Annotated in this window: 27 protein-coding genes; 3 read left to right on the top strand and 24 right to left on the bottom strand. The window is 65.4% G+C overall.

Annotated elements, in window-relative coordinates:
• Window positions 1-397: 397 nt before the first annotated feature.
• From IB273_RS26500 to IB273_RS26560, 13 genes are all read right to left on the bottom strand, one after another.
• Entirely contained in the window at window positions 398-739 is a 342-nt protein-coding gene (locus tag IB273_RS26500; protein WP_192225419.1) for a phage tail assembly protein, read from the bottom strand.
• Between the two features lie 11 nt (window positions 740-750).
• On the bottom strand, window positions 751-1254 hold the full coding sequence (locus IB273_RS26505; RefSeq protein WP_081520768.1) for a phage major tail tube protein: 504 nt from the start codon (window positions 1252-1254) through the stop codon (window positions 751-753).
• 12 nt (window positions 1255-1266) lie between these two features.
• Entirely contained in the window at window positions 1267-2427 is a 1161-nt protein-coding gene (locus IB273_RS26510; RefSeq protein ID WP_081520769.1) for a phage tail sheath family protein, read from the bottom strand.
• A gap of 172 nt (window positions 2428-2599) precedes the next feature.
• Window positions 2600-4528 (bottom strand): phage tail protein, encoded by a 1929-nt coding sequence (locus tag IB273_RS31530; protein ID WP_225610306.1) that lies wholly within the window; start codon window positions 4526-4528, stop codon window positions 2600-2602.
• Window positions 4519-5133: a phage tail protein I gene (locus tag IB273_RS26520; protein ID WP_081520770.1), complete on the bottom strand. Its 615-nt coding sequence runs from the start codon at window positions 5131-5133 to the stop codon at window positions 4519-4521. The genes IB273_RS31530 and IB273_RS26520 overlap by 10 nt, the downstream gene beginning before the upstream one ends.
• The gene (locus IB273_RS26525; RefSeq protein WP_081520771.1) at window positions 5126-6016 is read right to left on the bottom strand and encodes a baseplate J/gp47 family protein; all 891 of its coding nucleotides are present in this window, start codon (window positions 6014-6016) and stop codon (window positions 5126-5128) included. The genes IB273_RS26520 and IB273_RS26525 overlap by 8 nt, the downstream gene beginning before the upstream one ends.
• Complete coding sequence (locus IB273_RS26530) at window positions 6013-6339, bottom strand: GPW/gp25 family protein (protein WP_192225420.1); 327 nt, start codon at window positions 6337-6339, stop codon at window positions 6013-6015. The genes IB273_RS26525 and IB273_RS26530 overlap by 4 nt, the downstream gene beginning before the upstream one ends.
• Window positions 6340-6449: 110 nt before the next feature.
• Complete coding sequence (locus tag IB273_RS26535) at window positions 6450-7013, bottom strand: phage baseplate assembly protein V (protein ID WP_081520773.1); 564 nt, start codon at window positions 7011-7013, stop codon at window positions 6450-6452.
• A gap of 92 nt (window positions 7014-7105) precedes the next feature.
• Window positions 7106-7540 (bottom strand): hypothetical protein, encoded by a 435-nt coding sequence (locus tag IB273_RS26540; RefSeq protein ID WP_225610307.1) that lies wholly within the window; start codon window positions 7538-7540, stop codon window positions 7106-7108.
• A 17-nt stretch (window positions 7541-7557) separates the two neighbouring features.
• Window positions 7558-7902, bottom strand: a complete 345-nt coding sequence (locus IB273_RS26545; protein ID WP_081520775.1) for a phage holin family protein — start codon at window positions 7900-7902, stop codon at window positions 7558-7560.
• A gap of 316 nt (window positions 7903-8218) precedes the next feature.
• Window positions 8219-8692 carry a GNAT family N-acetyltransferase gene (locus IB273_RS26550; protein ID WP_192225421.1) on the bottom strand — a complete coding sequence of 158 codons (474 nt, stop codon included), beginning with the start codon at window positions 8690-8692 and terminating at the stop codon, window positions 8219-8221.
• 82 nt (window positions 8693-8774) lie between these two features.
• Window positions 8775-9134: a hypothetical protein gene (locus tag IB273_RS26555; RefSeq protein WP_045212666.1), complete on the bottom strand. Its 360-nt coding sequence runs from the start codon at window positions 9132-9134 to the stop codon at window positions 8775-8777.
• A 19-nt stretch (window positions 9135-9153) separates the two neighbouring features.
• Window positions 9154-9363: a TraR/DksA C4-type zinc finger protein gene (locus tag IB273_RS26560; RefSeq protein WP_192225422.1), complete on the bottom strand. Its 210-nt coding sequence runs from the start codon at window positions 9361-9363 to the stop codon at window positions 9154-9156.
• Between the two features lie 410 nt (window positions 9364-9773).
• Between IB273_RS26560 and IB273_RS26565 the strand changes: the two genes are divergently transcribed.
• Window positions 9774-10544 (top strand): XRE family transcriptional regulator, encoded by a 771-nt coding sequence (locus IB273_RS26565; protein ID WP_081520778.1) that lies wholly within the window; start codon window positions 9774-9776, stop codon window positions 10542-10544.
• A gap of 121 nt (window positions 10545-10665) precedes the next feature.
• A complete protein-coding gene (locus IB273_RS26570; RefSeq protein WP_081520779.1) occupies window positions 10666-10980 on the top strand; it encodes a pyocin activator PrtN family protein in 315 nt (104 codons plus the stop codon).
• A gap of 188 nt (window positions 10981-11168) precedes the next feature.
• Here the strand turns inward: IB273_RS26570 and trpE are convergent, their stop codons facing one another.
• The 10 genes from trpE to IB273_RS26620 form a co-directional block, all read right to left on the bottom strand.
• Window positions 11169-12662 carry an anthranilate synthase component I gene (gene trpE / locus IB273_RS26575; protein WP_081520780.1) on the bottom strand — a complete coding sequence of 498 codons (1494 nt, stop codon included), beginning with the start codon at window positions 12660-12662 and terminating at the stop codon, window positions 11169-11171.
• Window positions 12663-12734: 72 nt separating this feature from the next.
• Window positions 12735-13553 carry a phosphoglycolate phosphatase gene (locus IB273_RS26580; RefSeq protein ID WP_192225423.1) on the bottom strand — a complete coding sequence of 273 codons (819 nt, stop codon included), beginning with the start codon at window positions 13551-13553 and terminating at the stop codon, window positions 12735-12737.
• Window positions 13553-14227 (bottom strand): ribulose-phosphate 3-epimerase, encoded by a 675-nt coding sequence (gene rpe / locus IB273_RS26585; protein ID WP_015475282.1) that lies wholly within the window; start codon window positions 14225-14227, stop codon window positions 13553-13555. The genes IB273_RS26580 and rpe overlap by 1 nt, the downstream gene beginning before the upstream one ends.
• 189 nt (window positions 14228-14416) lie before the next feature.
• Entirely contained in the window at window positions 14417-15244 is an 828-nt protein-coding gene (locus tag IB273_RS26590; protein WP_045214142.1) for an ABC transporter permease, read from the bottom strand.
• 16 nt (window positions 15245-15260) lie between these two features.
• Complete coding sequence (locus IB273_RS26595; protein ID WP_081520782.1) at window positions 15261-16508, bottom strand: ABC transporter permease; 1248 nt, start codon at window positions 16506-16508, stop codon at window positions 15261-15263.
• Window positions 16509-16635: 127 nt separating this feature from the next.
• Window positions 16636-17685: an ABC transporter substrate-binding protein gene (locus tag IB273_RS26600; RefSeq protein ID WP_192225424.1), complete on the bottom strand. Its 1050-nt coding sequence runs from the start codon at window positions 17683-17685 to the stop codon at window positions 16636-16638.
• A gap of 68 nt (window positions 17686-17753) precedes the next feature.
• A complete protein-coding gene (locus IB273_RS26605; protein WP_081520784.1) occupies window positions 17754-18863 on the bottom strand; it encodes an ABC transporter ATP-binding protein in 1110 nt (369 codons plus the stop codon).
• A 181-nt stretch (window positions 18864-19044) separates the two neighbouring features.
• Window positions 19045-20082, bottom strand: a complete 1038-nt coding sequence (locus IB273_RS26610) for an ABC transporter substrate-binding protein (RefSeq protein WP_192225425.1) — start codon at window positions 20080-20082, stop codon at window positions 19045-19047.
• A 164-nt stretch (window positions 20083-20246) separates the two neighbouring features.
• A complete protein-coding gene (locus IB273_RS26615; protein WP_081520786.1) occupies window positions 20247-20876 on the bottom strand; it encodes a response regulator transcription factor in 630 nt (209 codons plus the stop codon).
• Window positions 20877-20927: 51 nt separating this feature from the next.
• Window positions 20928-23339 (bottom strand): PAS domain S-box protein, encoded by a 2412-nt coding sequence (locus tag IB273_RS26620; RefSeq protein ID WP_192225426.1) that lies wholly within the window; start codon window positions 23337-23339, stop codon window positions 20928-20930.
• Between the two features lie 165 nt (window positions 23340-23504).
• Here IB273_RS26620 and IB273_RS26625 point away from each other — a divergent pair, with 165 nt between their 5' ends.
• Window positions 23505-24554, top strand: a complete 1050-nt coding sequence (locus tag IB273_RS26625; RefSeq protein WP_192225427.1) for an alpha/beta hydrolase family protein — start codon at window positions 23505-23507, stop codon at window positions 24552-24554.
• Window positions 24555-24566: 12 nt separating this feature from the next.
• Here IB273_RS26625 and IB273_RS26630 read toward each other — a convergent pair whose 3' ends face one another.
• Window positions 24567-25331: a DnaJ domain-containing protein gene (locus IB273_RS26630; protein ID WP_081520789.1), complete on the bottom strand. Its 765-nt coding sequence runs from the start codon at window positions 25329-25331 to the stop codon at window positions 24567-24569.
• Between the last annotated feature and the right edge of the window lies 1 nt (window position 25332).

Genomic DNA, 25332 nt, shown 5'->3' on the forward strand with positions numbered 1-25332 from the left:
GATGATCCGCCGCAGCGCCAGCCTCGCTTCCCCCGCGTGCGCTCACTGGCGCGATGGCGGATGTCCTGGTTGCTCTGAACGGCATCGATGCCATCCACCAGCGCGCGCAACGGCAGACTCGCATCCAGTTTTCCAACGAGGGTCCCCAGGCGCATGGTGGAGTCCGCTATCACCCGCCCGAGCGTACTGCCCAGACCGACGACGGTCGCCACCAGCACTTCCGGCTTTTCACTCATATCCATTTCACTCGCCCTCTGACGACTTTCGCCACTTCGACGACAAGGGAGCGCTGGTCACCCGGCGCTCCGCGAGGGCGAACTAGCTCGCGTCGTCCCCCAGCCACCAACGCAGGTCGCTGAGGGTCATGCGTTCCAGTTCGCCGGCCGTGAAGCCCGACTCAGTCGCCAGTCGCCGCGCCAGCTGGCGCATCAGCGCGAAGCTCATCGCCGTCTTCTCGCACCAGGCGAAAGTAGGCGTGCTGCAGACGCTGGTAGTCACTGAGCTTGAGCCCCTCCAGGTCCTGGCGGCTGACCTGCAGCAGCGAGGCGAACAACTGCAACTCGCGCTCCTCGTCATCGCTGGCGACCTTGCTGGCCAGGCGGATGTCGCGCACGGTCGGCGCACGCAGAGTGAGTGCGTCGACGTCGACGCCGTTGCAGGAGGTCGGGCGGGACAGTTTCACCACCGCCGCGTCCTCGGACAGGGTCAGCCACACGGGCTGTTTGACGGAGTCTTGCATCACGGTTCTCCTCAGACGCCCAGGTCGTTACGCATGGCGGCGAGCTGGTCGACGCCGTCGATCTTGCGCACCGAATTGGCCGGGTCGATCTCGAACATCTCGCGGCCCTCGACTTCCAGCTTGTAGTAGGAGACGGCCACGCTGTAGGTACAGGCGGCCAGGTCACCGGCCTTCCAATCGCCCGGATTGATCTCCTTGAGCAGGCCGCGGACCGTGGCGACCACCGGCACGGTGCCGCCCTTCTGGGTCTTGAAGGAGCCGCGGAAGGTGCCGTTGAACGCACCCTGGTCGCTCAGGCCGAAGAACTTCATGGCCTCGCGGCGCGCGCCGTTGGTGGTGAACTTGGCCTCCATGGCTTCCAGGCCGACGTCGAGCAGGACCGGAGCGTCCATGCCGCCGGCACGGTACTCCTGGGTCTTTACCTTGAGGGTCGGCAGGGTCAGGGACGGCACGTCACCGGCGAAGCTGACGCCGTCGACGAAGAGGTTGGTGTTGGTGAGAATCTGCGGAATCATCTGGTGTTCTCCTTAAGCTGCGTCCAGGACTTCGGTGAGCCACTGATCGGTCACCTCGACGCGGAAGTTGGGGTTCTCGGCAGGCGGTACGTCGGTGAAGCGGATGTTCCAGTACACCTTGCCCTGGGCCAGCTGGCTGGCGGTGTTGAGTTCCGGGTCGGCGTAGACCTCGAAGTCGATCACCGCGCCCTGGTTCTTCAGGTCGCGCATGAAGGCCTGCAGGCCCTCGGTGACGTCCTTCACATAGGTCTTGGTGATACCGCGGTCGACCGCCCACTTGTGCCCGGCGAGGATCGCGTCCATCACCATGTCCATGGTCCGCACGCGGGTCACGAAGGCCCACTTGGCATCGCTGGAGAGGGTGCGGTTGCCCCACAGGCGGTAGCCGTCGTCACGGATGATGGTGGTGATGTTGGCGTTGTTCAGCAGGTTGGCGCGGCAAGTCTCGTCGCCGTCGAGGAACTCGATGGGGCGGCCGGTGCCGGTAATGCCAAGCAGCTCCTTGTTCGACGGCGAGGACCAGAAGCCGTACTGGCTGTCGGTCCAGGCGAACAGCGCGGCGGCGTTGGCCGAGGCCGGCGCATCGACGGTGGCGCTGCTGGCGGTATCCCAGTACTGCACACCCGGATCGACCAGGTAGATGCGCTTGCTGCCGAACTCGCCGGCGTAGGCGATGGCCGCCTCGTCGGTGGTGTTCGGGCCGTCGACGATGGCGATGGCGCGCAGCTTCTCGGCCAGCGCGCCCATGGCGGTGGCCACCGCCTGGGTGGCGGAATGCTTCGGCGCGACCAGCAGGCGCGGCTGGGCGTTGAAGCGCGACTTGCCGTCGAGCAGCGCCTGCAGGCCGGTACGCTGGCCTGCTTCGGTGACGGTGCCGATGATCGCGGAAGTCAGCTGCGCAGCATCCTCGACTTTCGCCACGCCCACCGCCACGACCACCGCAGCGGACTGGGTGAAGATGGCGGTGCAGGACTTGTAGATCGCCGAGGCGGTGCCGAACGCGGCGGCCGCTTCACGCAGGCTGGTAAGCAGCACCGGCACATCGGCCTGCGCGGTCAGCTTGGCATCGGGGGTGAAGGTGTCCACCAGGCCGATGATCGAGGACGACGGCAGCGCAATGGTGCGCGCACCGACGTCGACATTGGTCACGGTGACGCCGTGAAAGAAGCTCATAGGGTTTTCTCCAGACATAAAAAAACCGCCGGGAGGCGGTTGGGTGGTTTGCCCTGGTCGCGAGGTGCGAAGGGCAGTACTCAGAGGTAATCAAGTAAACAATTGGCTATTCGCAGTTAACACAAGACGAACATCGCCGTAGCACTCCTTGCAGACTGCCCACTCCATTGATCTAGAACCCAATGGCGAACCATCGGAACGCCACGGTTCCAGGAACCACCAGATCACCGGTGTTCGTGTAGACCTTTCCGGCTCGGTACAAGATGAACTGGGAGTTACTGATGGCCGATACTCCAACTGGAATGCAGCTATTGCCGGAGTCAGTCGCTACTATTTGTAGGCACGCAGAAGGAAATGGAGCGGAAAAAGAGAAGTTTCCCGACGCTGCTCCTATCGCTGTGGAATTCGCGCCCCACTGAATGATCAAACCGCTCGGAAGCCTTTGGTATCCATTGGATCCCTGAAAAGCTGACATGCCCACGGAGTATTTTAGCGCCGCAACCCCGTGAACTGCCCAGATACCTCCTTCGCGTACAAAGAGGACACTTTCTCCGTTCAACAACTTGATGCTGCCGAGCAGGTTTCCCTCAGGACTGATCTGGTTGCCGCTTTTGCTTGCCACTGTTATGGGGACCGTCGCTCGACAGTGCATTGCAATCGTTGCTCCCGGTACCACATCAGCGGGGTTCGGCAAGGTCACGGTATACTCCACGCCTCCACCAAGACCGATCGCAAGCCCACAATCAGCCGAAGACAATAACGTTGCGGCCTGAATGGAACGGGTATTGGCAAAGTTTCCAACAGCCCTCTGCACAAATTCAGTCGATGCAACTCGTGTCGTTGCATCGAACAATGGGGCTGTGGGTGCCGTCGGACTTCCCTGCAAAGGCGTATTCACAAAGTCAAGCTCAGGCGAATACACATCCACGGTGTTGCAGACCAGCATTCGCTGTCGACCTTGGGTTACAGGCACGCCGCTACCAGTCAATGTTTTCAGCGTCAGCGTGAAGGGTCCACTGGTGCGGTTGTGCACCACCCATTGCCGATAGACGCTGGGCACAATCACGCTGATATTGGCCGTAAGCGCGCCAGTAAAGGTCAGCATGCCGTACCCTGCTTCATCAGCCGTCAGGGTTACGTCATCCCCGCCAGCAACAGACTTGCTCATACTCCCGGCGACCAGGTTCCGAACATACGAGGTAGTAGCCAGGCGAGAGGACAGATCGCCTTGAACAGGGTTCGGAGCTGTAGGCGAGCCGGAAAACGCCGGAGACGCCAGCTTCGCCAATCCATTGGTAATGTTCTGGAACGCCAGCGACGTGGTGCCCAGGACAATCGCGCCATCGGTCACCAACTGCCAGACGCTGTCCGCCTGCGCAGTACCGCTCTCAACCGTAACAGTCAGGCCCGGAGTGACCTCGCTGTTCTCGTCTGCATCGGTCGCGCGTTTCCAGACACCGGCGGCAACGACATACAGCCCATTGTCCACGGCGCTGGCCTGGTTCTTCACCAGCACACGGTCACCCGCCGCGAGCGCGACACCATCGACTGTCTGCAGTCCGCTCAGCGTGATACTCGCAGTGGTCGCAGCGCGCACGGACTGTTTGTAGTCCAACCGGTTCAGCGCCGTGACAATGGAATTATCCACATACTCCCGCGTCGCCAGCACCACGCTCGGATCGATCTTCAGTTCCACCGACGCGGCATTGCTGACGATCAGCACGATGCGCACGGTCTGGGTGCGGCCGCTGCCTTCGGCCAGTTGCGGTTTGTAGGACGGCGCGCAGTTGGCGTAGGCGATCAGCGCGCCGGCTTCGTCGTACAGGCCCATCTCGCGGATCCACCAGCCACCCACGTCCTCGGGGATGACCTGTTCGGCGATGATCTGCGCGCTGTTCGCCGGGTCGACGCTCAGGCGGTTCAGTGGTGCGCGGCGGACTTCGTTGACCAGCTGGGTACGGCTGGCATCGGGGCTGGGCACATTGCCGCCACCGTCGCCCACCGCGAGCTGGGTGATTTTCAGGGTAGTGCCCAGCGCGGTGGCATTCGCCAGCTTGCCGGCACCGATCGTGGTGAGAAGTGCGTAGTAGGTTACTGCCATGGGTAGACACTCAAGCTATCGATGGTGTGTTCCCGGCCCGGCAAGCCGTGGCTGCCGATCGCTTCGATCACGTCCGGGAGGTAGGGGTAGACGGTGACGATGTCGCCGTCGTATTGCCCGGAGCCGACGGTGATCCGCCCCTGGGATTCCAGGCTGATATCCAGCCCGATGAGGTGTCGCGTGAGCGGTTTGGCGTCTTCGATCAGGCGCTCCACCTCCTGGTACATCTCCTCGCTGATACCGCTGTCGAGCACGCCGATGCGCAGGCGGAAGGTGCCCGGCTCGCCCATGGGCGAGCCCTGCCACCACTCGATGATCTCGATCAGGTAACCCAGCGGCTCGATCACCCGCCGCAGCGCGGCGATGGTTCCCTTGTGCTGGTGGATGCGGAAGGCTGCAGCCACCGCCTTGCGCTTCACCGCCTCGTTCCACGCCGGATCCCAGCGGTCCACCGACCAGGCCCAGGCCAGATAGGGCAGCAGCGCGACGGGGCAGCGTTGCGGGTCCATCAGCTCACGCAGTGGCACCGGCAGGTCGGCGACCTGTACGTCCGCCAGTACCCGCTCCAGCGACGTCGAGTTGATAGGCAGCAGGCGGCTACTCATCCGAACCTCCCACGCGGATCTGGTAGCCGCTGCAGTACGCCGCCTGGGTCGAATCGAGCACCACGTCGGCAGCCGGCTTGGCCAGCTCCACGCGCTGCACGCCTTCCACATGCAGCGCGGCGAACAATGCGCTGCGGCGGATGTCGCGTCCGATACGGCGCTGGGTCGCGATGTAGGTCTGCAGCGACGCCTCGGCGGCCTGCTGGATCAGCTCGGCTTCCGGGCCCGGATAGATGTAGAGCAGCGCATCGACCTGGTAGGGCACGATGGTTGCGGACTGTACGGTGAGACGGTCGCCGACCGGGCGCACGTCTTCGTCGTTCAGCGCCTTGCGCACGGCATCCAGCAGGTCGGCCGACGCCGCGCCATTGCCTTCGGAAGACAGCACGCTGACCAGCGCCTCGCACGGCTGCGGACTGATCGCCGAGGCATCGGCAATACGCCCGTCGGCGCCAAGCGCAAAGGCCACGTAGGCATTGCGTGGGCCGGCCACCGAGAGCTGGTCGAAGGCCAGTTGCGTGCGATTGCGCAGCGAGTCATCGCCCTCCAGCACGGCCGGAGTCGGTGGCGAGGTCGTGGCATCCGCCTGCTGGATCACCAGGCGCTTCACGTTGTAGCCGGCGGCCAGTTGATCGAGGTCGCCCTGTGTCGCATAACCGAGCATCACCGCGCGGGCGGCATCGTTGATCCGCGCGCGCAGCAGCAGCTCGCGATAGGCCGCCAGCTCGAGCAGCTTGACCACCGGATCGGACTCCACCGCAGCGGTCCAGCCTTCGCCCATGGCGCCGCGAAAATCTGCCAGCAGCTCTTCGTAGAGCGTCTCGTAGTCGAGGTTCTCCACGACCGTGGGAGCGGGCAGTTGGGACAGGTCGATCAGGCTCATGCCGCCACCTCCAGTCCGATCTCGTCGCCCAGGTAGACGCCGCGCAGGCGCAGCGAAACGCTGCCGGCGACCACCGCCACCACCTGCACCGAACTCAGCCGCAGACGCGGCTCCCAGCGGCCGACGGCGCGGGCCACTTCAGCCTGTACCGCGCCCTTCCAGCCTTCGGTCACCGGCAGGTCGACCATGCGCCGCAGGCGGCTGCCGTACTCGGGGCGCATGCGCCGGCTGCCCAGCGGGGTGGTGAGGATGTCCTCGATGGATTGCTTCAGGTGCGCCAGCGCGCTCAGCGGCTGGCCGTTGCGTCGATCCATGCCGATCATGGCCGCGCCCTCCGTCGCTCAGGGTGCGCACGGGAAAAGTTGCCCATGGCAGGTCTCCAGAAATGCAGAGGCCCGCGCGAGGCGGGCCTGGGTTGGAAGTCGAACCGACTTCAATGGGTGTGGTGGTTGCTGTTGCCGGCGGTGTCCATGATCGAACCGGTGCTGCTGATATTGCCGTTCACCGTCAGCGCACCCTGGATGCTCACCGGGCCGCTCAGCTGGATGCTGGCGGCGGTGACAGCCACCGCTCCAGGGTCGATCACCACCTGCGTGCCACCGACTTTCACCGTGGCGCTGCCGGCGGGCAGCTGCAGGTCATAGCGGTGCGCCTGCCAGTCGTAGCTGAGCACCGCGCCATCAGGGAAATGCCAGCTCTCCACCTCGCCGCGATTGTTCGGCGGCGCCGAGGCCGCGCCGAACAGCCCCGGCACGAAGGTGCCCATGGCCGCCACGCCGGACGGACTGAGCAGCACGCCCTGCTCGCCCAGGCTCGGCGCACGCCAGTGCCGCGCGGCACCGGCGGCCTGGGCATGCCAGCGCACCCAGGCGCTGGTCCACTCGCCGGAGCGCACGCGCACCCGCGCCGCCGCCAGGTCCACGGCCACCACTTCGCAGGGCATGACCAGCGCAGCGAGCATGCGGTCGTGTTCGGCGCTCACGTAGTCCTGGTTCATTGCGTGGCTCCCGGGTCGAAGTAATCGTCCTCGTGGCCGGGCCCGGTCTGCGGGTCGAAGCCGAGCCTGAGGCTGCCCGGCGGCTGGTCCTCTCAGGGCCACTCGGCCTCGCCCAGCAACACGGGCTGCTGCCATTCGACCAACCACACTCGGCAGGCCGTGAGCACCGGGATGTCGAGCTCCGGCTGGGCCTGGATGAAGCTCACCGGCTCCAGTTCCAGCCCCCAGTTCTGTGCACGCAGCAGTACCGCCAGCGCCGCGACATTGCGCAGCGCCAGTTCCTCGGCCTCGGCATCGTCGCGCGCCACCAGCAGGCGCGCCTGCAGCCGACAGATCAGTGCCGTCTGGCCATTGCCAGGGTCCTGGCCCGGAAGCATCCCGGCATACTCCAGCGCCAGCGCGGGGAGTGTTGCCGGGACCTGCTTCAGCGGGCCGCGCAGATAAGCGCCGATCTCGCCCAGTCGTGCGGTCAGCGTCTGTTCGACCGCATCGAGCAACAGCGCCAGGGTCAAAGGTTGTTCGGACATGTCGTCTCCTTGCTGCTTCACTCTGGTCCGCGCTCGCTCGGCGGCAACTCGCAGACACCCAGGCGTTTCGCCGCCCAGCGTTCATAAAGGCCGACGGCAATCTCCGCGCCGGCCGCCGCGGTCAGGCTGCCGATCGCGGCAGCCAGGGTCAGCGAGGCACCGCAGGCCATGGCCAGAAACATCACCGCCATGCCGCAGACAATGGAGGCGCCTGAGCGCAGCGCCAGCCGCCGCAGCAACCGCCAGCCACCCAGGCCCGCCTTGTCGGCGCGCCACATTTCACCGCTGATGCCGCCCGCGACGGCGAGCAGGATCAGCCCCCACAAAGGCACGTCGGCCAGGGTCTGAGGTTCGTTGCCCATTGGCTCACCTTGGATAAAGACGCCCGCGAACGGGCGAAACCGGCGGCTATCAGCCAGCCGGGGATGACTGCCGACGTCCTCGCCGGCCACCCGCCGCAACGACGGATCAGAAAAACGCGGGCATGAAAAAACCCGGCTCACTGGCCGGGCTTTTCGGGGTTTCGCGTTGTGCTCCCTGGGGACGCACCTTTACAAGAATGACTACTTTTTACCCCCCGATTCCCGCCGGAACAAGGCTTCTCGGGGAATACGCTGCAATACGCAGATGACACACCGCAATGTGCTGTCGAAACGCCGAAATCCGGCATCGGAAATTTCAGAGAGCCTTGCTCATCAGCACAGTGGTGAAGCCGCTGTGCCACTCCTCGTCCGGGTAGTAGTCGATCTCCGCATAGCCGTGCTTGCCGTAGAAAGCGCGCGCCTGCTGGTTGAAGGTGTCGGTCTCCAGGCGAACACATGCACTGCCGTTACGGCTGATGGCAGCCTCTGCGTGATTCAGCAGCGCCGCACCGATTCCCAGACGCTGATGACGGGGAGAGACATGTAGGGCATCGATGAAGTCATCGCGCCAATCGAGCAGGCCGACTACCTCGCCAGCCATGCAAGCGACCGCGAAATGCGCCAGGCGCTCGCGAACATAAGTAGAGGTGTGCGCGGAGGACTCGAAGCGCGCGATGGCTTCCGCGCTCAGCGCCGGCTTCCAGGTGGCTTGGTAGGTTTCACCGAGAATGCGCAGGATGGCCTCGGTGTCGGCGGCCTCGGCACAGCGAATCAGGAGTGGTGTCGTCATGGGCCGCGAGCATAGCTCCGGGCACACGCGAAAAGCACGAAGCCCGGCGCAGGGCCGGGCTTGGGATGAAGAAGGGAAAGGATCAGGCGACGCGGCGCATCAACCGCGACTGGATGCTCTGGTGCGCCACGTGCAGGCGCAGGTAGAAGGTGTTGCGGCTGCAGCGGCAGTGCCGGTACTTCTGCGAAGCCTCGCTGTCGCGATTGAGGTAGTGCTCGGTGACCACGTCCTTCTGCTCGTCGGGCAGGTGGTTGATGATCAGGTCCAGTTCGGCAACGCGGTCGAGGATCACCTTGCTGCCCCGCGTGCCGCGAATCATCTCGCCCTTGTTGGCCATCATCATCGCCAGCAGGTTGCCGCCGGCATAACCGCCACCAGCGCTGCCCGGGTTGTGCATCTCTTCGGCCCAAAGCTTGAGCATTTCATCGATGGGTTTGATCACGGCGTTTCTCCCGCGCGGCTCAGTGCCGCCGCTCCAGTTCATCCAGGGCCTGGCAGTCGATGCAGCGGGTGCAGCCCGGCGCCGCCAGGCGGCGCGCCGGCGGGATGTCGTCGCCGCAATCCTCGCAATACTCGGTGGAACTGATCGCCGCCGAGGAGCGACGGCTGTGCAGCATGTCCGCGATGCGCTCCAGCATCAGGTCGTTGGCGTAGTCGGCGATATCAGCCACGGCGCACCTCCGCATCGGCGAGGGATTCGGGCTGCATCGTGCAGTTCGGGTGTTGGTTCATGAAGGTCCTCCTGGCGACATGCCCTCCGTGGTCGCCGTGCTTCGGCCGCCTGGGGTGGTCAGTCGCGATCTGTTCGTCACGGACGCCGACTCGTCGGGCGGCATCCCTTGCCGGTACGCGGGCGGCGCCTCCCTGGCCCACCCGCGTCCTCCAGCCTGCCCCGCTAGTGACGGTCTGCAGGCAACCCACGGCCTCCTTGCCGCAGTGAGGGGGAAGCCACGGCCTCCCTTCAGCCGAACCGGTTCTCGTGCCTCCGGTGTGCTGCTGGCTTTCATGATTACAACTATAGCTATATTTAGTCAACACCAAAGCTATTTACACGCTACAACCCAGGAGGTAGAGTGCCGCCATGGACAAGACTCCCTCATCAACGCTGGCCGACCGCCTGAAACAGGCGATGGCCTCGCGCAACCTCAAGCAGGAAACCCTGGCCGAAGCTGCCGGGGTTTCGCAGAACACCATCCACAAGCTGACCTCGGGCAAGGCGCAGAGCACGCGCAAGCTGATCGAGATCGCCAGCGCGCTGGGGGTCTCGCCGACCTGGCTGGCCACCGGCGAAGGCACGCCGGCGCCGGGCACCAGCACACCCGCGCCACGCCCTGCCGATGGCAGCCCGCTGCGACTGGAACCGCTGCACCCATGGGATAGCGACACACCGCTGGACGAGGACGAAGTGGAACTACGCCTGTACAAGGAAGTGGAACTGGCGGCCGGCGCTGGCCGCACCGCAGTGCGCGAGATAGAGGGGCGCAAGCTGCGTTTCTCATACGCCACATTGCGCGCCGCAGGGGTCGACCCGGCGGCGGCGATCTGCGCCCAGCTCACCGGCAACAGCATGGAGCCGCTGATCATGGATGGCTCCACCATCGGCATCGACACGGCCACCACGCACATCACCGACGGCGAGATCTACGCCCTGGAACACGAGGGCATGCTGCGGGTGAAGTTCGTCTACCGCCTGCCCGGCGGCGGCATCCGCCTGCGCAGCTTCAACCGCGACGAATACCCCGACGAGGAGTACCCGGCGGAGCAGTTCGACAGCGGGCAGATCCGCCTGATCGGCTGGGTCTTCTGGTGGTCCACGGTGCGCCATCGCCGCGCCCCGACCCTGGTTCGCTGAGCCCGTTTCACGATGAAAAAGCCCCGCTTCGGCGGGGTTTTTCCTGAGTGTCGATTGAAGAGAAATACAACCTTTGCTATATTTACTCCTGTCGCCACCACCATCGGAACAGGAGAGTCCCATGCAGTCGACCGCAGATGTCCGCCCCGCCCCGCGCCCGGAGACGGTGAGCCTGGTCTATCAGATCTTCGGGGATGTCCTGGTGCCGCTGGAGCAGGTGCGCGAGCGCTGGTTCCGCAACCTGAACCGGGAGAATTTCAGCAAGGCGCTGTCCTGCGGGCGCATCGCCCTGCCGGTGACCACGCTGGATGATAGCCACAAGGCGATGCAGTACGTCGCGGTGGATCACCTAGCGGCCTATGTGGAGGAGCGCTCGCAGCAGGCCGATGCCGCGCTGGCGCGGCGCAAGGCGAGCCTGCAGGTGGTATCCCTGTAGGAGCGAGCTTGCTCGCGAACCCGCTCGGCGACGGAAAAACCGGCTAAATCTTCGCGAGCAAGCTCGCTCCTACGAAGGGCTGACGCTGCTGATATCCCTGCGCAGGGCTTCTCCACTCACCCCAGCCGACAACTTTGAGCCCAATAAAAAAGCCCCGCCGAAGCGGGGCTTTTCATCGAACCGACAACTCAGTCGCGGCCATGCACCTTGGCGGTGTGCTCGGCCAGCGCCACGGCGCGGAACATCGCGCGGCGCTTGTTAATGGTTTCTTCCCACTCCGCCGCCGGCACCGAGTCGGCGACGATGCCGCCCCCGGCCTGGACGTGGAGTTCGCCGTTCTTGATCACCGCGGTGCGGATGGCGATGGCGGTGTCCATGTTGCCGTTCCAGGCGAGGTAACCCACGGCGCCACCGTAGACACCGCGCTTGACCGGCTCCAGTTCATCGATGATTTCCATCGCGCGAATCTTCGGCGCGCCGGACAGGGTGCCGGCCGGCAGGATGGCGCGCAGGGCGTCCATCGCGCTGAGCTTCTCGTTCAGCTGGCCGTTCACGTTGGAGACGATGTGCATCACGTTGGAGTAGCGCTCGATGACCATCTGCTCGGTGACCTTCACGCTGCCGGTCTGCGACACGCGGCCGACGTCGTTGCGGCCCAGGTCGATGAGCATCAGGTGCTCGGCGATTTCCTTGGCGTCGGAGAGCAGATCCTCTTCCAGCGCGCGGTCGGCCTCTTCGGTCGCGCCACGCGGGCGGGTGCCGGCGATGGGGCGCACGGTGACTTCGCCATCCTCGACGCGCACCAGCACTTCCGGCGAGCTGCCGACGACGTGGAAGTCGCCGAAGTTGAAGAAGTACATGTAGGGCGTCGGGTTGAAGCAGCGCAGTGCACGGTACAGGTCGATCGGCGCTGCGCTGAAGTCGATGGACATGCGCTGCGACGGCACGACCTGCATGCAGTCGCCAGCCAGGATGTATTCCTTGATGGTGCCGACGGCGCGCTCGTAGTCCTCGCGGGTGAAGCTGGCGCGGAACTGCGGTTCCGGGGCGTTCACGGCGCTGAAGTCCAGGCCGCGGCGCGGGGTGATCGGTTGGCGCAGGCGCTCCAGCAGTTCTTCCAGCCGGGCCAGGCCCTGGTCGTAGGCATCGGCCTGCGCCGGGTCGGCGAGGACGATCGCGTGCATCTTGCCGGCGAGGTTGTCGAACACGACGACCGCGTCGGAAACCATCAGCAGGATGTCGGGATTGTTCAGCGGATCCGGATTCGGGCACTGCGCCAGACGCTGCTCGACGTAGCGCACGCAGTCATAGCCGAAGTAACCGACCAGGCCGCCGTTGAAGCGCGGCAGACCGGCGATGGTCGGCACGCGGTAGCGGTCCTTGAACTCCTCGACGAAGGCCAGCGGGTCGGCGCATTCGAAGCTCTCGGTCTCGATGCCGTCGACCTTGATGCTCGCCTGGTGGCCGTAGACACGCAGCACGGTGCGACTGGGCAGGCCGATGATCGAGTAGCGGCCCCACTTTTCGCCGCCCTGCACGGATTCGAGCAGGTAGGTGTTGGGGCCGTCGGCCAGCTTCAGGTAGATCGACAGCGGGGTGTCGAAGTCGGCAAGGGTTTCGCAGGTCAGCGGAATGCGGTTGTAGCCTTCGGCGGCCAGGCGCTGGAATTCTTCGCGGGTCATGATCAGCCTCGTGGAATGAGGAGGTAACGGACTTGGTTGCACACACACGCCGGGCGTACCGGCCAAAGGATGTCAGGCGCGCCAGCGCCAGCGGGCCAGGGCCTTGATGACCTTCATCCAGAGTGTGTGGGAAGCCGTTTCCACGGTGCTGTCTCGCTGAGCGGGAGTTGAGGCGGAGTCGGGCAACACTATCGCTTTGCCCGAGTCGAAGCAAGGCAGCAGATGGCGCAGGTCGTCGAGCACCAGTGTCGGGGTTTCCTCGGCGATGGGGCGGCCGTGGTTGTAGCCGTAGCTCAGGCCCACGCTGCGCACGCCGGCGGCCTTGGCAGCGAGGATGTCGTTGCGCGAATCGCCGACGAACAGGGCCTGTTCCGCCGACACGCCGGCCATCTTCATCACGAACAGCAGCGCAGCCGGATCGGGCTTCTGCTGCGGCAGGGTGTCGCCGCCGATGATCCAGCGGAAGAACTTGCCCAGCTTCATCTCATCCAGCAGCGGGCCGACGAAGCGCTCGGGCTTGTTGGTGATCAGCGCCAGCTCGACGTCGCGCTTCTTCAGCCACTTCAGGGTCTCGATCACGCCGGGGTAGACCACGGTCAGCGCATGGCTGTCGGCGTAGGCATCCATGAACAGTTCGAGGGCGCGCTCGGTGTCTTCCTCGCTGACGCCATCGTGTTCGATGTCATTGGCCAGGGCGCGGCGCACCAGCACCCGCGCGCCGTTGCCGACCCAGTGACGCACCGCCTCCAGGCCAGCCGGCTGGCGCCCGAGCGCCAGCAGCATCTTGTCCACCGCCGCGGCGAGGTCTGGGACGGAATCCACCAGGGTGCCGTCCAGGTCGAACATCACCAGACGCGGCAGCCCGGCGAACGGCAGTTGTGCAGCACTCATCACTTGCGCGCCTGCGCCAGCTCAGCGTGCATGGCGCGGATGACCTCGGCGTAATCCGGTGCGTTGAAGATGGCAGAGCCGGCGACGAAGGTGTCGGCGCCCGCTTCGGCGATCTCGCGGATGTTCTTCACGTTCACCCCGCCGTCGATCTCCAGGCGGATGTCACGGCCGGAAGCGTCGATCAGCGCGCGGGCTTCGCGCAGCTTGTCGAGGGTGCCGGGAATGAACTTCTGCCCGCCGAAGCCGGGGTTCACGCTCATCAGCAGGACCATGTCGATCTTGTCCATCACGTACTTGAGCGCGTCCAGCGAGGTGGCCGGGTTGAACACCAGGCCGGCCTTGCAGCCGCCGTCCTTGATCAGTTGCAGGGAACGGTCGATGTGCTGCGAGGCTTCCGGGTGGAAGGTGATGTAGGTGGCGCCGGCTTCGATGAAGTCGCCAATGATGCGGTCCACCGGGGAAACCATCAGGTGCACGTCGATGGGCGCGGTGACGCCGTACTTGCGCAGGGCCGTGCAGACCATCGGGCCGATGGTCAGGTTCGGCACGTAGTGGTTGTCCATCACATCGAAGTGAACGATGTCGGCGCCGGCAGCGAGCACCTTGTCCACATCCTCGCCCAGGCGGGCGAAGTCGGCGGAAAGGATCGACGGAGCGATGGCGTAGGGTTGCATGGCGCACCTCTGTGGGCGGAAATCACGGATGGCGCGCATTGTAGCCGCTCGAACGGCTCGAAGGGGATCGGGCCGATAGTCGAAGCGAAAAGGACGGTTTCAGGCGGGAAAGCGGGCAAAAAAAATCGCGGATCGATCCCGCCCCTGTGGGTGAGCACAGGGACGCAACCGTCCGCGAAACACTGTGAATCAGGAAGTCGGTGCGGTACGCAGTTTCTCGCTGCGGCCGCGCAGCCACTCGAGGGTGAGCAGGAGCACGACGGAGAAGCCGATCAGCAGGGTCGCCGCAGCGGCGATGGTCGGGCTGAGGTTCTCGCGGATGCCACTGAACATCTGGCGCGGCAGGGTGGCCTGCTCGGGGCCGGCGAGGAACAGGGTCACCACCACTTCATCGAAGGAGGTAGCGAAGGCGAACAGCGCGCCGGAAATCACCCCCGGAGCGATCAGCGGCAGGGTGACCTTGAAGAAGGTCAGCACTGGCGGCGCGCCCAGGCTGGCGGCGGCGCGCACCAGGTTGTAGTTGAAGCCCTGCAGGGTCGCCGACACGGTGATGATGACGAACGGCACACCCAGTACCGCGTGGACGATGATCAGCGAGATGTAGCTGTTGCCCAGGCCCAGCGGCGCGAAGAACAGGTAGCTCGCCACGCCGATGATCACCACCGGCACCACCATCGGCGAAATCACCAGACTCATGACCAGCGCCTTGCCGCGGAACTCGCCGCGGGTCAGGCCGATCGACGCCAGGGTGCCGAAGACCATCGCCAGCACGGTGGCCGCCGGGGCGACGATGATGCTGTTGGTCAGCGCACGCATCCACTCGGCGGAGTTGAAGAAGTCGGCGTACCAGCGCAGGGAGAAGCCCTGCAGCGGGTAGACCAGGAAGGTGCCGGAGTTGAACGACAGCGGCACGATGACCAGTACCGGCAGCACCAGGAACAGCAGGATCAGGCCGCAGAGGATGCGCAGGGTGTAGAACCACACGCGCTCGACCGGGGACATGTAGGGGCTCAGCATCTTCTTGTTCTCCTCATCAGCCCAGGCGCAGGCGGCTCGCGCCCACCAGCCAGCCATAGATCACGTAGAGCACCAGGGTGGCGAACAGCAGCAGGCCGCCCAGGGCCGTGGCCATGCCCCAGTTGATGGTGGTGTTGGTGTAGAAGGCGACGAAGTAGCTGACCATCTGGTCGTTCGGGCTGCCCAGCAGGGCCGGGGTGATGTAGTAGCCGATCGACAGGATGAACACCAGCAGGCAACCGGCGCCGACACCGGCCACGGTCTGCGGGAAGTAGACCTTCCAGAAGCTGGAGAACGGATGGCAGCCCAGCGAAATTGCGGCGCGCATGTAGCTGGGGGAAATGCCCTTCATCACGCTGTAGATCGGCAGGATCATGAACGGCAGCATGATGTGGACCATGGAGATGTACACGCCGGTGCGGTTGAACACCAGCTGCAATGGCTCGTCGATCAGGCCCATCTTCAATAGCGCGCCGTTGATCAGGCCGCCCGACTGCAACAGCACGATCCACGCGGCGACGCGCACCAGGATCGAGGTCCAGAACGGCAGCAGCACCATGATCATCAGCAGGTTGGACTTGCGGGTCGGCAGGATCGCCAGCAGGTAGGCCAGCGGGTAGGCCAGCGCCAGGCAGATCAGGGTGATCACCGCGCCCATCCAGAAGGTGCGGGCGAAGATGTCCAGGTAGATCGACTGGTCCGGCGTTGCGCGGGCGATTTCGCCCAGGTCATCGATACGGTGATCGAGCGCCGCCAGCAGGTAATAGGGCGTGACGGAGCTGGCGTTGCGACGGATCGCCTGCCAGTAGGCCGGGTCGCCCCAGCGCTCGTCGAGTGCTTCCATTGCGTCCTTGTACGACGCCGGCTGCTCCTTGAACGGCAGCGCGCGAGCGGTCTTGGACAGCAGGCTGCGGTAGCCGGCCAGTTCCATGTTCAGGCGCTTGGACAGGTCACCGATGGTCTGGTTCTTGCGCGCGGCGACCAGGTCGTCGCTCAGCGCCTTGTACACCGCGTCCGAAGGCAGCGACTTGCCGTCCCACTCGGAAATGGCGTTGACGGTCAGCGGCAGCGCACCGACGACCTCGGGGTTGTTCACGCTCTTGTAGAGCAGTGCCGCGATGGGCACGAGGAAGGTCAGCAGGAGGAAGACCAGCAGGGGCAGGACCAGCGCCTGCGACTTCAGGCGGTTCATCCGCTCCGCGCGCGCCAGGCGCTGCTTGAGGGTGGGGCCGGCGACCTCGTTCATCGACACAGCGGTGGCCATAGCGAACTCCGGTAAAACGGGCCGCCCGGGAGCGGCCAAGGTGTGGTGTCAGGAGGAGCCGCCGCGAGAGGGGGTGCGACGGTTCCGGTCCGCCACGGTCCGGGCGACCGTGGCGGTAAGGGCTTGCTTACTTGGCGGCCCAGGCGTTGAAGCGCTGCTCCAGCTGCTCGCCGTAGTCAGCCCAGAAGGTCACGTCCATGCCCACCTGGCCCTGCATGTTTTCCGGGGTGGTCGGCATGTCCTTCAGCAGCTCCTTGCTCAGCAGCGGTACGGCGTTCTTGTTGACCGGGCCGTAGGCGATGTTCTCGGAGTAGGTCTTCTGCTGCTCGGGTTGAACCGAGAAGGCGATGAACTTCAGGCTCTCGTCGACCTTCTTGGCGCCCTTCGGGATTGCCCAGGCGTCGAAGTCGTAGATGCCGCCGTTCCAGACGATCTTCAGGTTGCTCTCTTTCTGCACGGCGGCGATGCGGCCGTTGTAGGCGGAGCTCATGACCACGTCACCCGAAGCGAGGTACTGCGGCGGCTGGGCGCCGGCTTCCCACCACTGGATGTTCGGCTTGATCTGGTCGAGTTTCTTGAAGGCGCGGTCCTGGCCTTCCTTGGTGGCCAGCACCTTGTAGACGTCCTTGGGCGCGACACCGTCGGCCATCAGGGCGAATTCCAGGGTGTACTTGGCGCCCTTGCGCAGGCCGCGCTTGCCCGGGAATTTTCTGGTGTCCCAGAAGTCGGCCCAGCTGGTCGGTGCGGTCTTCAGCTTGTCGGCGTTGTAGGCCAGCACGGTGGACCAGACGAAGAAGCCCACGCCGCAGTTGCTGACGGCGCCCGGTACGTAGTCTTCGGCCTTGCCGAGGATGGCCGGGTCGATGGTTTCGAACAGGCCTTCGTCACAGCCGCGGGCCAGTTCCGGCGACTCGACCTCCACCAGGTCCCAGGAGACGCTGTTGGTATCGACCATGGCCTTCACCTTGGCCATCTCGCCGTTGTACTCGCCGGCGACGATCTTGTTGCCGGTGCTCTTCTCGTAGGGGCCGTAGAACGCCTTCACCTGGGCGTTCTTGTTGGCGCCGCCGAAGGACACCACGGTCAGGTCGGTAGCGGCCATGGACTGGGCCGCGAAGGCCACGCCCAGGGTCAGCGCTGCGAGTTTGAGCCCCGATGCTTTCAAGGACTTCGACATTATTGTTGTCTCCACAGTGTGCAGGTTTGTTTTTCTTGGATGCGTCCGGGAGTGGCCGGGCCGCGCTGTTACGCCGCGGACAGTGGGTCGAGCGCGCGGACGTGCTCGACTTCCCAGCCCAGCGGAACCACGTCGCCAACACTGAGCGCAGGATCGAGCTCGGCGATCGGCTGTTTGACGAAGAAATCGGTACGGCCGCAGACCTCCAGGCGAATGCGCACGTGGTCACCCAGGTAGATGAACTCGGCGACGCGGCCGGAGAAGCGGTTCGCGCAGTTTTCGCTGTGGCCGTTCAGGCGCACGCGCTCGGGGCGGATCGACAGGCTGACGGTGTCGCCGACGCTGCCGACGTTGACCGCCAGTGCCTCGACCTTCTCGCCACGGGCCAGGCCCACGGTGCAGCGGTCGCCATCGCGGGCCTGGAGCTGGCCAGCGATGCGGTTGTTCTCGCCGATGAAGTTGGCGACGAAGGAGTTGCGCGGGTGTTCGTAGAGTTCGGCCGGCGGGGCGATCTGCTGGATCTCGCCCTGGTGGAACACGGCCACGCGGTCGGACATGGTCAGGGCTTCGCCCTGGTCGTGGGTCACGTAGACCACGGTCACGCCCAGGCGCTGGTGGATGTGCTTGATCTCCATCTGCATGTGCTCGCGCAGCTGCTTGTCGAGCGCACCCAGGGGTTCGTCCATCAGCACCAGTTGCGGCTCGAAGACCAGCGCACGGGCCAGGGCCACGCGCTGCTGCTGACCACCGGAGAGCTGGCCGGGATAGCGGCCGGCGAAGGTGTCGAGCTGGACCATGGACAGCGCACGCTTCACGCGCTCGCTCACATCGGTCTTGCTCATGCCGCGAACGGAGAGCGGGAATGCCAGGTTCTCGGCCACCGTCATGTGCGGGAACAGGGCGTAGTTCTGGAACACCATGCCGATGTCGCGCTTGTGCGGGGGGACGTTGTTGATGGCGCGGCCGGCGAGCTGGATTTCACCGGCGGTAGGAGTTTCGAAACCGGCCAGCATCATCAGGCTGGTGGTCTTGCCGGAACCGGAAGGCCCCAGCAGTGTCAGGAATTCGCCTTTGCGAATGTCCAGATTGAGGTCCTTCACGATGAGGGATTCGCCGTCGTAGCTCTTCTGCACGCCACGGAAACTCACCAGCACATCGTTTGCCTGATTCTCGGCCATCACCGCACCTTTGTATTTTTGTAAATGCCGTTGATCTCAAGACTAGAGAAGCAGAACCGGCGCGCAAATCGGGCGGTATGAGAGATTGCTATAAGGCTTAGAGAGGATGCTTTGTAGGGCTCGCCCTACAAAAAATGGCGAAACAGACTGCCGACCAGCTTTGTGGTCGGCAGCCCGGCGATCAGCGCTTGGCCCAGGCCTGGAAACGCTGCTCCAGCGCGTCGCCGTGCTCGGCCCAGAACGCCACGTTCATGCCCACGGCATTGGCGATGTTCTGCGGCGCGGTGGGCAGGTTGGCGGCCACGTCCGGCGCCAGCAGTTCCACGGCCTTGCGGTTGGTCGGGCCGTAGGAGATGTTCTCGGCGAAAGCCTTCTGCTGCTGCGGCTGGCCGGCGAAGTTGACGAACTGTTCGGCCAGCTCCTTCTTGAACACACCCGAGGGCAGCGCCCAGAAGTCGAAGTCGTAGATGCCGCCGGCCCAGACCATGCGGAAGCCCTTCTGCTCGGCCTGCGCGGCGGCGATCCGGCCGTTGTAGGCGGAGCTCATCACCACGGTGCCATCGGCGAGGTCGCGCACCGGGTCCTGGCCGGACTTCCACCAGTTGATGCTCGGCTTGAGTTCGTCGAGCTTGCGGAAGGCGCGGTCGACGCCATCGTTAGTGGCGAGCACCTTGTAGACGTCCTTCGGCGCCACGCCATCGGCCATCAGGGCGAATTCCAGGCTGTACTTGGCGCCCCAGCGCAGGCCGCGCTTGCCGGGGAACTTCTTCGTGTCCCAGAAATCAGCCCAGCTGCTGGGCGTGCCCTGCAGCTTGCTCTGGTTGTAAGCCAGCAGCGTGGTCCAGACGAAGATGCCGACGCCGCAAGGCTGCACTGCGCCAGGAACGAAGTCGGCAGTGTTGCCCAAGGACTTGGGATCGAGCTTCATGAACAGCCCTTCCTCGCAACCGCGTGCGAGCTCGGGGGCCTCGACTTCCACCACGTCCCAGGACACATGGCTGATCTCCACCATGCGCTTGAGCTTGGCCAGGTCGCCGTTGTAGGAACCGTGTACGACGGCGTTGCCGGTCACTTCCTTGAACGGCTTGTAGAAGGCCGCTTCCTGCGCCTGCTTGTTGGCGCCACCGAAGGAAATCACGGTGACGTAGTCCGCCAGCGCCGGCATCGCAGCGCTCCCCAGCAGGCCGAACAGCAGCCCTCCCCTTACCGCTCGCAACATCTTCTTCTCCTTGTTATCACGACGTACTGCATGAAGCCGGCAATCATTCCCTGCCTCACGCCCGCTAGATAGACGGTGTGTTACAGAAATCGGACACGTCGCACAGAGTGGAGGGAAAATTCAGCGAGCGATCTGCCGCAGGTCAAGCCGGCGTCGCAGATGGTTCAGACGAGCTTGTGCTCCATGGCGTAACGCACCAGGTCAGCCACCGAGTTGGCATTGAGTTTCTGCATCAGCCGCGCCTTGTGGGTGCTGATGGTCTTGCTGCTGACCGCCAGCTGCTGGGCGATTTCGTTGACGCCCTCGCCCTGTACCAGGCGCTCGAATACCGAGAACTCGCGCTCCGACAGCAGCGCATGGGGCGGGCGCGAATCAGTCAGGCCGACCTCGAAGACCATGCGGTCGGCGAGATCGGGATCGATGTAGCGGCCGCCGCTGGCGACCTTGCGGATCGCCGTGAGCAGCAGCGCCGGGTCGCTGTCCTTGGTGGCGTAGCCGGCGGCGCCAACCTTCAGCGCACGGGCGACCATCTGCACTTCGTCGTGCATCGACAGCATCAGGATCGCCGGCGGGTTGTTCAGCGCGCGGATGCGCGGGATGGCCTCCAGGCCGTTGACGCCCGGCATGGAGATGTCCAGCAGGACCACTTCGCAGGGCGTCTGGCGCAGGGTGTCGAGCAACTGCTCGCCGTTGGTGGCCTCGCCGACCACTTGCAGGTCCTTGGCCATGCCGATCAGCTGCTTGATGCCCTCGCGCACGATCGTATGGTCTTCCGCCACCAGCACTCGAATCACCGCCTTTCCTCCCGTTCCACGCTTGTCATTGTCGTTATGGTTTTCGCCCGTTCACGCACTTCTGGAGCGCAACGGCACGCGGATCCACAGCGTGGTGCCCTCCCCGGGCTGGCTGTCGATCTGCAGGGTGCCGCCGAACATCAGCACCCGCTCGCGCATGCCCACCAGGCCGAAGGAAACGCCCTGGCGCGTGGCGTTCGGATCGAAGCCCACGCCGTCGTCGGCGATGCGCAGGCACAACTCGCGCCCTTCGACGCTCAGCTGCAATTCCACAGTATGCGCCTGGGCATGGCGCATGACATTGGTCAGCGCCTCCTGGAGGATGCGGAACAGCCCGATGGCCTTGGCGTCGGACAGCTCCGGCGGATTCTCCGGCACCTGCACCAGGCAGGGAATCTGCGTGCGCGATTCGAAGCGGCGCGCCTGCCATTCCACCGCCGAGCCGATGCCGGCATCGAGGATCGGCGGGCGTAGCGCGGTGGCCACGTCGCGGACCAGTTGGAACAGCTGGGCGATCAGCCGCTTCATGTTGTCCAGGCGCTCGCGCAGGCCGCTGTCCAGCTCGGCGTAGGCCAGTTCGCACATGGAGGTTTCCAGCTTGAGCACGGTGAGCACCTGGCCCAGTTCATCGTGCACTTCGCGGGCGATGCGCGCCTTCTCCTCCTCCCGCACGCTCTCCAGGTGCGCCGACAGCTCGCGCAGCTGCGCGCGTGAGTCCTGCAGTTCCAGCTCGATCTGCTTGTGCTCGGTGATGTCCCAGACCACGCCGTCCCAGGCCGGGCGACCGTCGTCCAGGGTACGCACCGTAGCCTTGATATCGACCCAGCGCGGTTCGTGGCTGCGGGTGAGGATACGGCCCTGCCACAGCCAGTTGCGATGGCCTTCCACCGCGTCCAGCTGGCTGGCCAGGTAGCTCTCGCGCTCGGACGGATGCACCAGGCCCATGATGCCCAGGCCGCTCTCGCGCAGGTAGCCGGGCGAGTACCCCAGCGAGGTTTCGCTGCCGCCGGTGATGAAGCTGATATAGGCGAAATCGGAGTCATCGTCCGGCGCATTGGGCTCCAGGCGGAACACCAGCCCCGGCACGTTGGCGGCGATGCCCTGCAGGCGCGCCTCGCTCTCTTCCAGCGCGGCGCGGGCGCGGCGGCGTTCGGTAACGTCAGTGAGGAACACCAGCAGGTACTCCGAATCGCCGAAACGCAGGAAGCTCAGCGAAACGTCCGCCGGCAGCCACTGGCCGTCGGCGCGCAGGCAGCGGGTCTCGAAGCTCAGTGGCGCCTCGTCGGCGTTGCGCGCGCGGCGCCAGAGGTTGAGCCAGCGGTCCATGTTCAGCGTCGGCTCGAAGTCCGACAGCGGCCGATCCACCACCGCTCCCGGCAAGTAGCCGAGCATCTCTTCGGCCGCGCGGTTGGCGTAGCGCACGTGGCTGTCCCAGTTGACCCAGAGGATGCCGACGGTGCTGCTGTCGATGGCGAACTGGGTCAGGCGCAGGGCCTGTTCCGCCGCCTGGCGCAACTCGATATCGCGGCGCGCGGCGAGCAGGCGCGACTCCAGCGCGCGGTGCTGGCGACGCAACCAGAGCAGCGCGGCAACCGCCAATAGAAGCAGCAGGCCGAGCAGGATGCAGAGGTTCTGCCAGAAGCCGGGGGAGGAGCCCAGGCGCGGGTAGGTCGGTTGCAGCCAGCGTTCGTGGAGCTGGTCGAGGTCCTTGGCGGGTACCGCGCGCAGAGCCGCGTCGATGATCCCCGCCAGCTCCGGCAGACCGCGCCGGGTCGCCACGCGCAGCAGCTGCGGATAGCCGATGTCGGCCACCACCAGCAGGCCGGTGAATTCGGTTTCGCGGGTCAGGCGCGCCAGCTGCGCCTCGTCGATCACCGCGTAATTGGCCTCGCGACCGAGCACCTTGCGCAGCACTTCGCGGTCGCTGTCGACGACCTGCAGGGTCAGACCCGAGTAGGTGCCACGCAGGTAGTCCACCACCGGGCCGGGACCGCGCACGGAAACGGACTCGCCCTCGCCGAGGGTATCCAGCTCCACCGAGGTGCCGCTGCGACGGTCTCCCACAACGAGACGCGGAACGCGCAGGTAGGGATCGGAGAACAGCCAGTCGCGCAAGGTCGAAGGTGTCTGGCTGACGCCGGGCGCAAGATCGATTTCGCCAGCGCGCACCGCTTTCTCCAGCGCGCCCTGGTCGGGAAAGGTGCGCCACTCCAGGCTGACGTGCAGGGACTTGGCCAGCCACTCCAGCAGTTCGACGTTGGCCCCGGAGAGCTGCTGCAGGCGGCGATCCTGCTGCACATAAGGTGCCTCGAGCACCGCGCCGACACGCAGCTGCGGATGCTCGGCAAGCCACGCGAGTTGCGCCTGATCCAGGGTCAACGGTGGCGCGGCAGTTTCCGCCACGGCCAGCAACGGCAGGCAGCAGAGCCAGGCCAGGCAGGCTTTCCAGAACAGACGTCTCATGCCGACAGCACCATGGATTTCACTCGGGTCAAAGCAAATGGCCGGCATACCTTACAGCAACCCTGGTTGAACCCGGCACGCCTGCGCCTGACAAAGCTAATACAAGCCGCTAGGCTGGCCGCTCTCGCGCCCGCCGCTTGCTGCCGCCAGACAGGGATATCTTTGATGCCGCATTTGCCTCGCCCGACGTTTCTCGCCCTCAGCCTGTGCTTCGGCCTCGCGCCGCTGGGGGCCAGTTGGGCCGAAGACGCCAAGCCCGCCGCTGAAAAACCGGCTGCCACACCGGTCGTGCGTCCGGCAGTGAGCGAGCGCAGCCAGGACGAAGCCAGCGGCCTGGGACGCCAGTTGCCCGAAAGCGAGCGCCAGGAACTCAAGGCCGGCGACGAAACCTTCCTGGCTCTCTGGCTGCCGGCCAATGCTGCCGACGCATCGGGGGCGGTGATCCTGATACCCGGCGATGGCGAGAGCGCCGACTGGCCGGTAGCGATCGGCCCGCTGCGACGCAAACTGCCCGATGCAGGCTGGCAGACCCTCGCCGTGACCCTGCCCGACCCGCAAAGCACCGCGCCGGTCCCGCGGCCGAAGGAATCGCCGGACAAGGCCAGCGCCGATACCGACGCCACGGTCGCCGACAGCGCCAGCAAACCCGAAGTGAAGGGCAGCGAAGGCAGCGCGATCCCGACACCGGAAAGCACCGGCGAAGCCGGCAGCGCGGAGCCGGCCCAGGCCAGCGCCGAAGCTCCGCCGCCGCCCACCGACCCGGTGGAGCTGCGCAAGGCCCACGCCGAGCGTGTGCTGGCACGCATCCAGGCGGCCGTCGAACTGGCCCAGCAGCACAACCCGAAAACCATCGTCCTGCTCGGCCATGGCACCGGCGCCTACTGGGCGACCCGCTACCTGGGCGAACGCACGCCAGCCGAAATCAGGAACCTGCTGCTGGTGGCGCCCCAGATGCCGCGCGACTTCAAGCCGTCGCTGGACGAAACCGTGCCACTGCTGAACCTCGCCACCGGCGACTTCTATTACAAGGACAAGGCGCCTGACGTGGCCGCCGCGAAACTGCGCCTGCAGGCGAGCAAGCGGCAGAAGGCACCGAACTACGTGCAGATCGGCATGAATGCCCTGCCTGCCGACCTGGGCACCGAGCAGGACCAGCTCTACCGGCGCATCCGCGGCTGGCTGTCGATGCACCTGGAGCCGATCGAGCAGCCCTGAGGGCCGCCCGACTCAGCGAAAGCCGCGACGCTGGCGCACCAGCAGGTAGGCATCCTGGATCTCGCGGGTCCGGCTGGTCGCCGCGGCAATCCGCTCCGGGCTCGCACCCAAGCCTTCGAGCTTGTCCGGGTGGTTCTGGCTGATCAGCTTGCGGTAGGCGCGCTTGATCTCTTCCGGTTCGCTCTCCAGCGTCACGCCCAATAGTCGCAGCGCCGCGGTGTAGGACTCGCGCGGCCTGGCGGGCGGCTTGGGCGGTTCGGCGCCCGCCGACAGCGCGAGAACCCTGGACCGGGAAAGCCCCAGCGAATCGCCCCACTGCAGCAGCAGGTTCTTCTGCGCAGCGTTCGGTGCGCCGCCGGCCCAGGCCATACGCCAACAGGCCTGGATCAGGCCTTCGGCCGTAGCCTCCTGGCCGTGGCGCTGGTGCAAGCCGGCGTCCAGCAACTCACCACCGAGCTTGCCGCGACCGAAGGCATCGATGGCCTGGCGACGAGCCTTGTCATCCAGTTGCAGACGCTGCATTTCCGCCCGCGCCTGCTGGATGTGAGCATCGATCACACGCCCACGGCTCTTGGCCAGCCGGCCAAGCAGCAGGAAGAGCAACTCCTGGTCGCCAACCCTCGGCCCGCCGCGCAACTGATCGAACAGCCCCGCCCAGGTGCGCTGCTTCAGGCGCCGGTCGAGCACCTGTCCCAGCAGAGCACCGAGCATGGCGCCCGGAATGCTTGCCAATGCCCAGCCGGCGATGACGCCTACCAAGGTGCCCGGCCAGAACACC

Source organism: Pseudomonas sp. PDM19, assembly GCF_014852215.1.
Taxonomy (GTDB): Bacteria; Pseudomonadota; Gammaproteobacteria; order Pseudomonadales; family Pseudomonadaceae; genus Pseudomonas.

Coding starts and splice junctions, on each gene's coding strand:
- IB273_RS26545 (WP_081520775.1), bottom strand. CDS start 7,902: ATGGGCAACGAACCTCAGACCCTGGCCGACGTGCCTTTGTGGGGGCTG.
- IB273_RS26570 (WP_081520779.1), top strand. CDS start 10,666: ATGCAGTCGACCGCAGATGTCCGCCCCGCCCCGCGCCCGGAGACGGTG.
- IB273_RS26605 (WP_081520784.1), bottom strand. CDS start 18,863: ATGGCCGAGAATCAGGCAAACGATGTGCTGGTGAGTTTCCGTGGCGTG.
- IB273_RS26505 (WP_081520768.1), bottom strand. CDS start 1,254: ATGATTCCGCAGATTCTCACCAACACCAACCTCTTCGTCGACGGCGTC.
- IB273_RS26525 (WP_081520771.1), bottom strand. CDS start 6,016: ATGAGCCTGATCGACCTGTCCCAACTGCCCGCTCCCACGGTCGTGGAG.
- IB273_RS26535 (WP_081520773.1), bottom strand. CDS start 7,013: ATGAACCAGGACTACGTGAGCGCCGAACACGACCGCATGCTCGCTGCG.
- IB273_RS26520 (WP_081520770.1), bottom strand. CDS start 5,133: ATGAGTAGCCGCCTGCTGCCTATCAACTCGACGTCGCTGGAGCGGGTA.
- IB273_RS26580 (WP_192225423.1), bottom strand. CDS start 13,553: ATGAGTGCTGCACAACTGCCGTTCGCCGGGCTGCCGCGTCTGGTGATG.
- IB273_RS26590 (WP_045214142.1), bottom strand. CDS start 15,244: ATGCTGAGCCCCTACATGTCCCCGGTCGAGCGCGTGTGGTTCTACACC.
- IB273_RS26625 (WP_192225427.1), top strand. CDS start 23,505: ATGCCGCATTTGCCTCGCCCGACGTTTCTCGCCCTCAGCCTGTGCTTC.
- IB273_RS26540 (WP_225610307.1), bottom strand. CDS start 7,540: ATGTCCGAACAACCTTTGACCCTGGCGCTGTTGCTCGATGCGGTCGAA.
- IB273_RS31530 (WP_225610306.1), bottom strand. CDS start 4,528: ATGGCAGTAACCTACTACGCACTTCTCACCACGATCGGTGCCGGCAAG.
- IB273_RS26550 (WP_192225421.1), bottom strand. CDS start 8,692: ATGACGACACCACTCCTGATTCGCTGTGCCGAGGCCGCCGACACCGAG.
- trpE (WP_081520780.1), bottom strand. CDS start 12,662: ATGACCCGCGAAGAATTCCAGCGCCTGGCCGCCGAAGGCTACAACCGC.
- IB273_RS26500 (WP_192225419.1), bottom strand. CDS start 739: ATGCAAGACTCCGTCAAACAGCCCGTGTGGCTGACCCTGTCCGAGGAC.
- rpe (WP_015475282.1), bottom strand. CDS start 14,227: ATGCAACCCTACGCCATCGCTCCGTCGATCCTTTCCGCCGACTTCGCC.
- IB273_RS26565 (WP_081520778.1), top strand. CDS start 9,774: ATGGACAAGACTCCCTCATCAACGCTGGCCGACCGCCTGAAACAGGCG.
- IB273_RS26610 (WP_192225425.1), bottom strand. CDS start 20,082: ATGTTGCGAGCGGTAAGGGGAGGGCTGCTGTTCGGCCTGCTGGGGAGC.
- IB273_RS26620 (WP_192225426.1), bottom strand. CDS start 23,339: ATGAGACGTCTGTTCTGGAAAGCCTGCCTGGCCTGGCTCTGCTGCCTG.
- IB273_RS26530 (WP_192225420.1), bottom strand. CDS start 6,339: ATGATCGGCATGGATCGACGCAACGGCCAGCCGCTGAGCGCGCTGGCG.
- IB273_RS26510 (WP_081520769.1), bottom strand. CDS start 2,427: ATGAGCTTCTTTCACGGCGTCACCGTGACCAATGTCGACGTCGGTGCG.
- IB273_RS26600 (WP_192225424.1), bottom strand. CDS start 17,685: ATGTCGAAGTCCTTGAAAGCATCGGGGCTCAAACTCGCAGCGCTGACC.
- IB273_RS26595 (WP_081520782.1), bottom strand. CDS start 16,508: ATGGCCACCGCTGTGTCGATGAACGAGGTCGCCGGCCCCACCCTCAAG.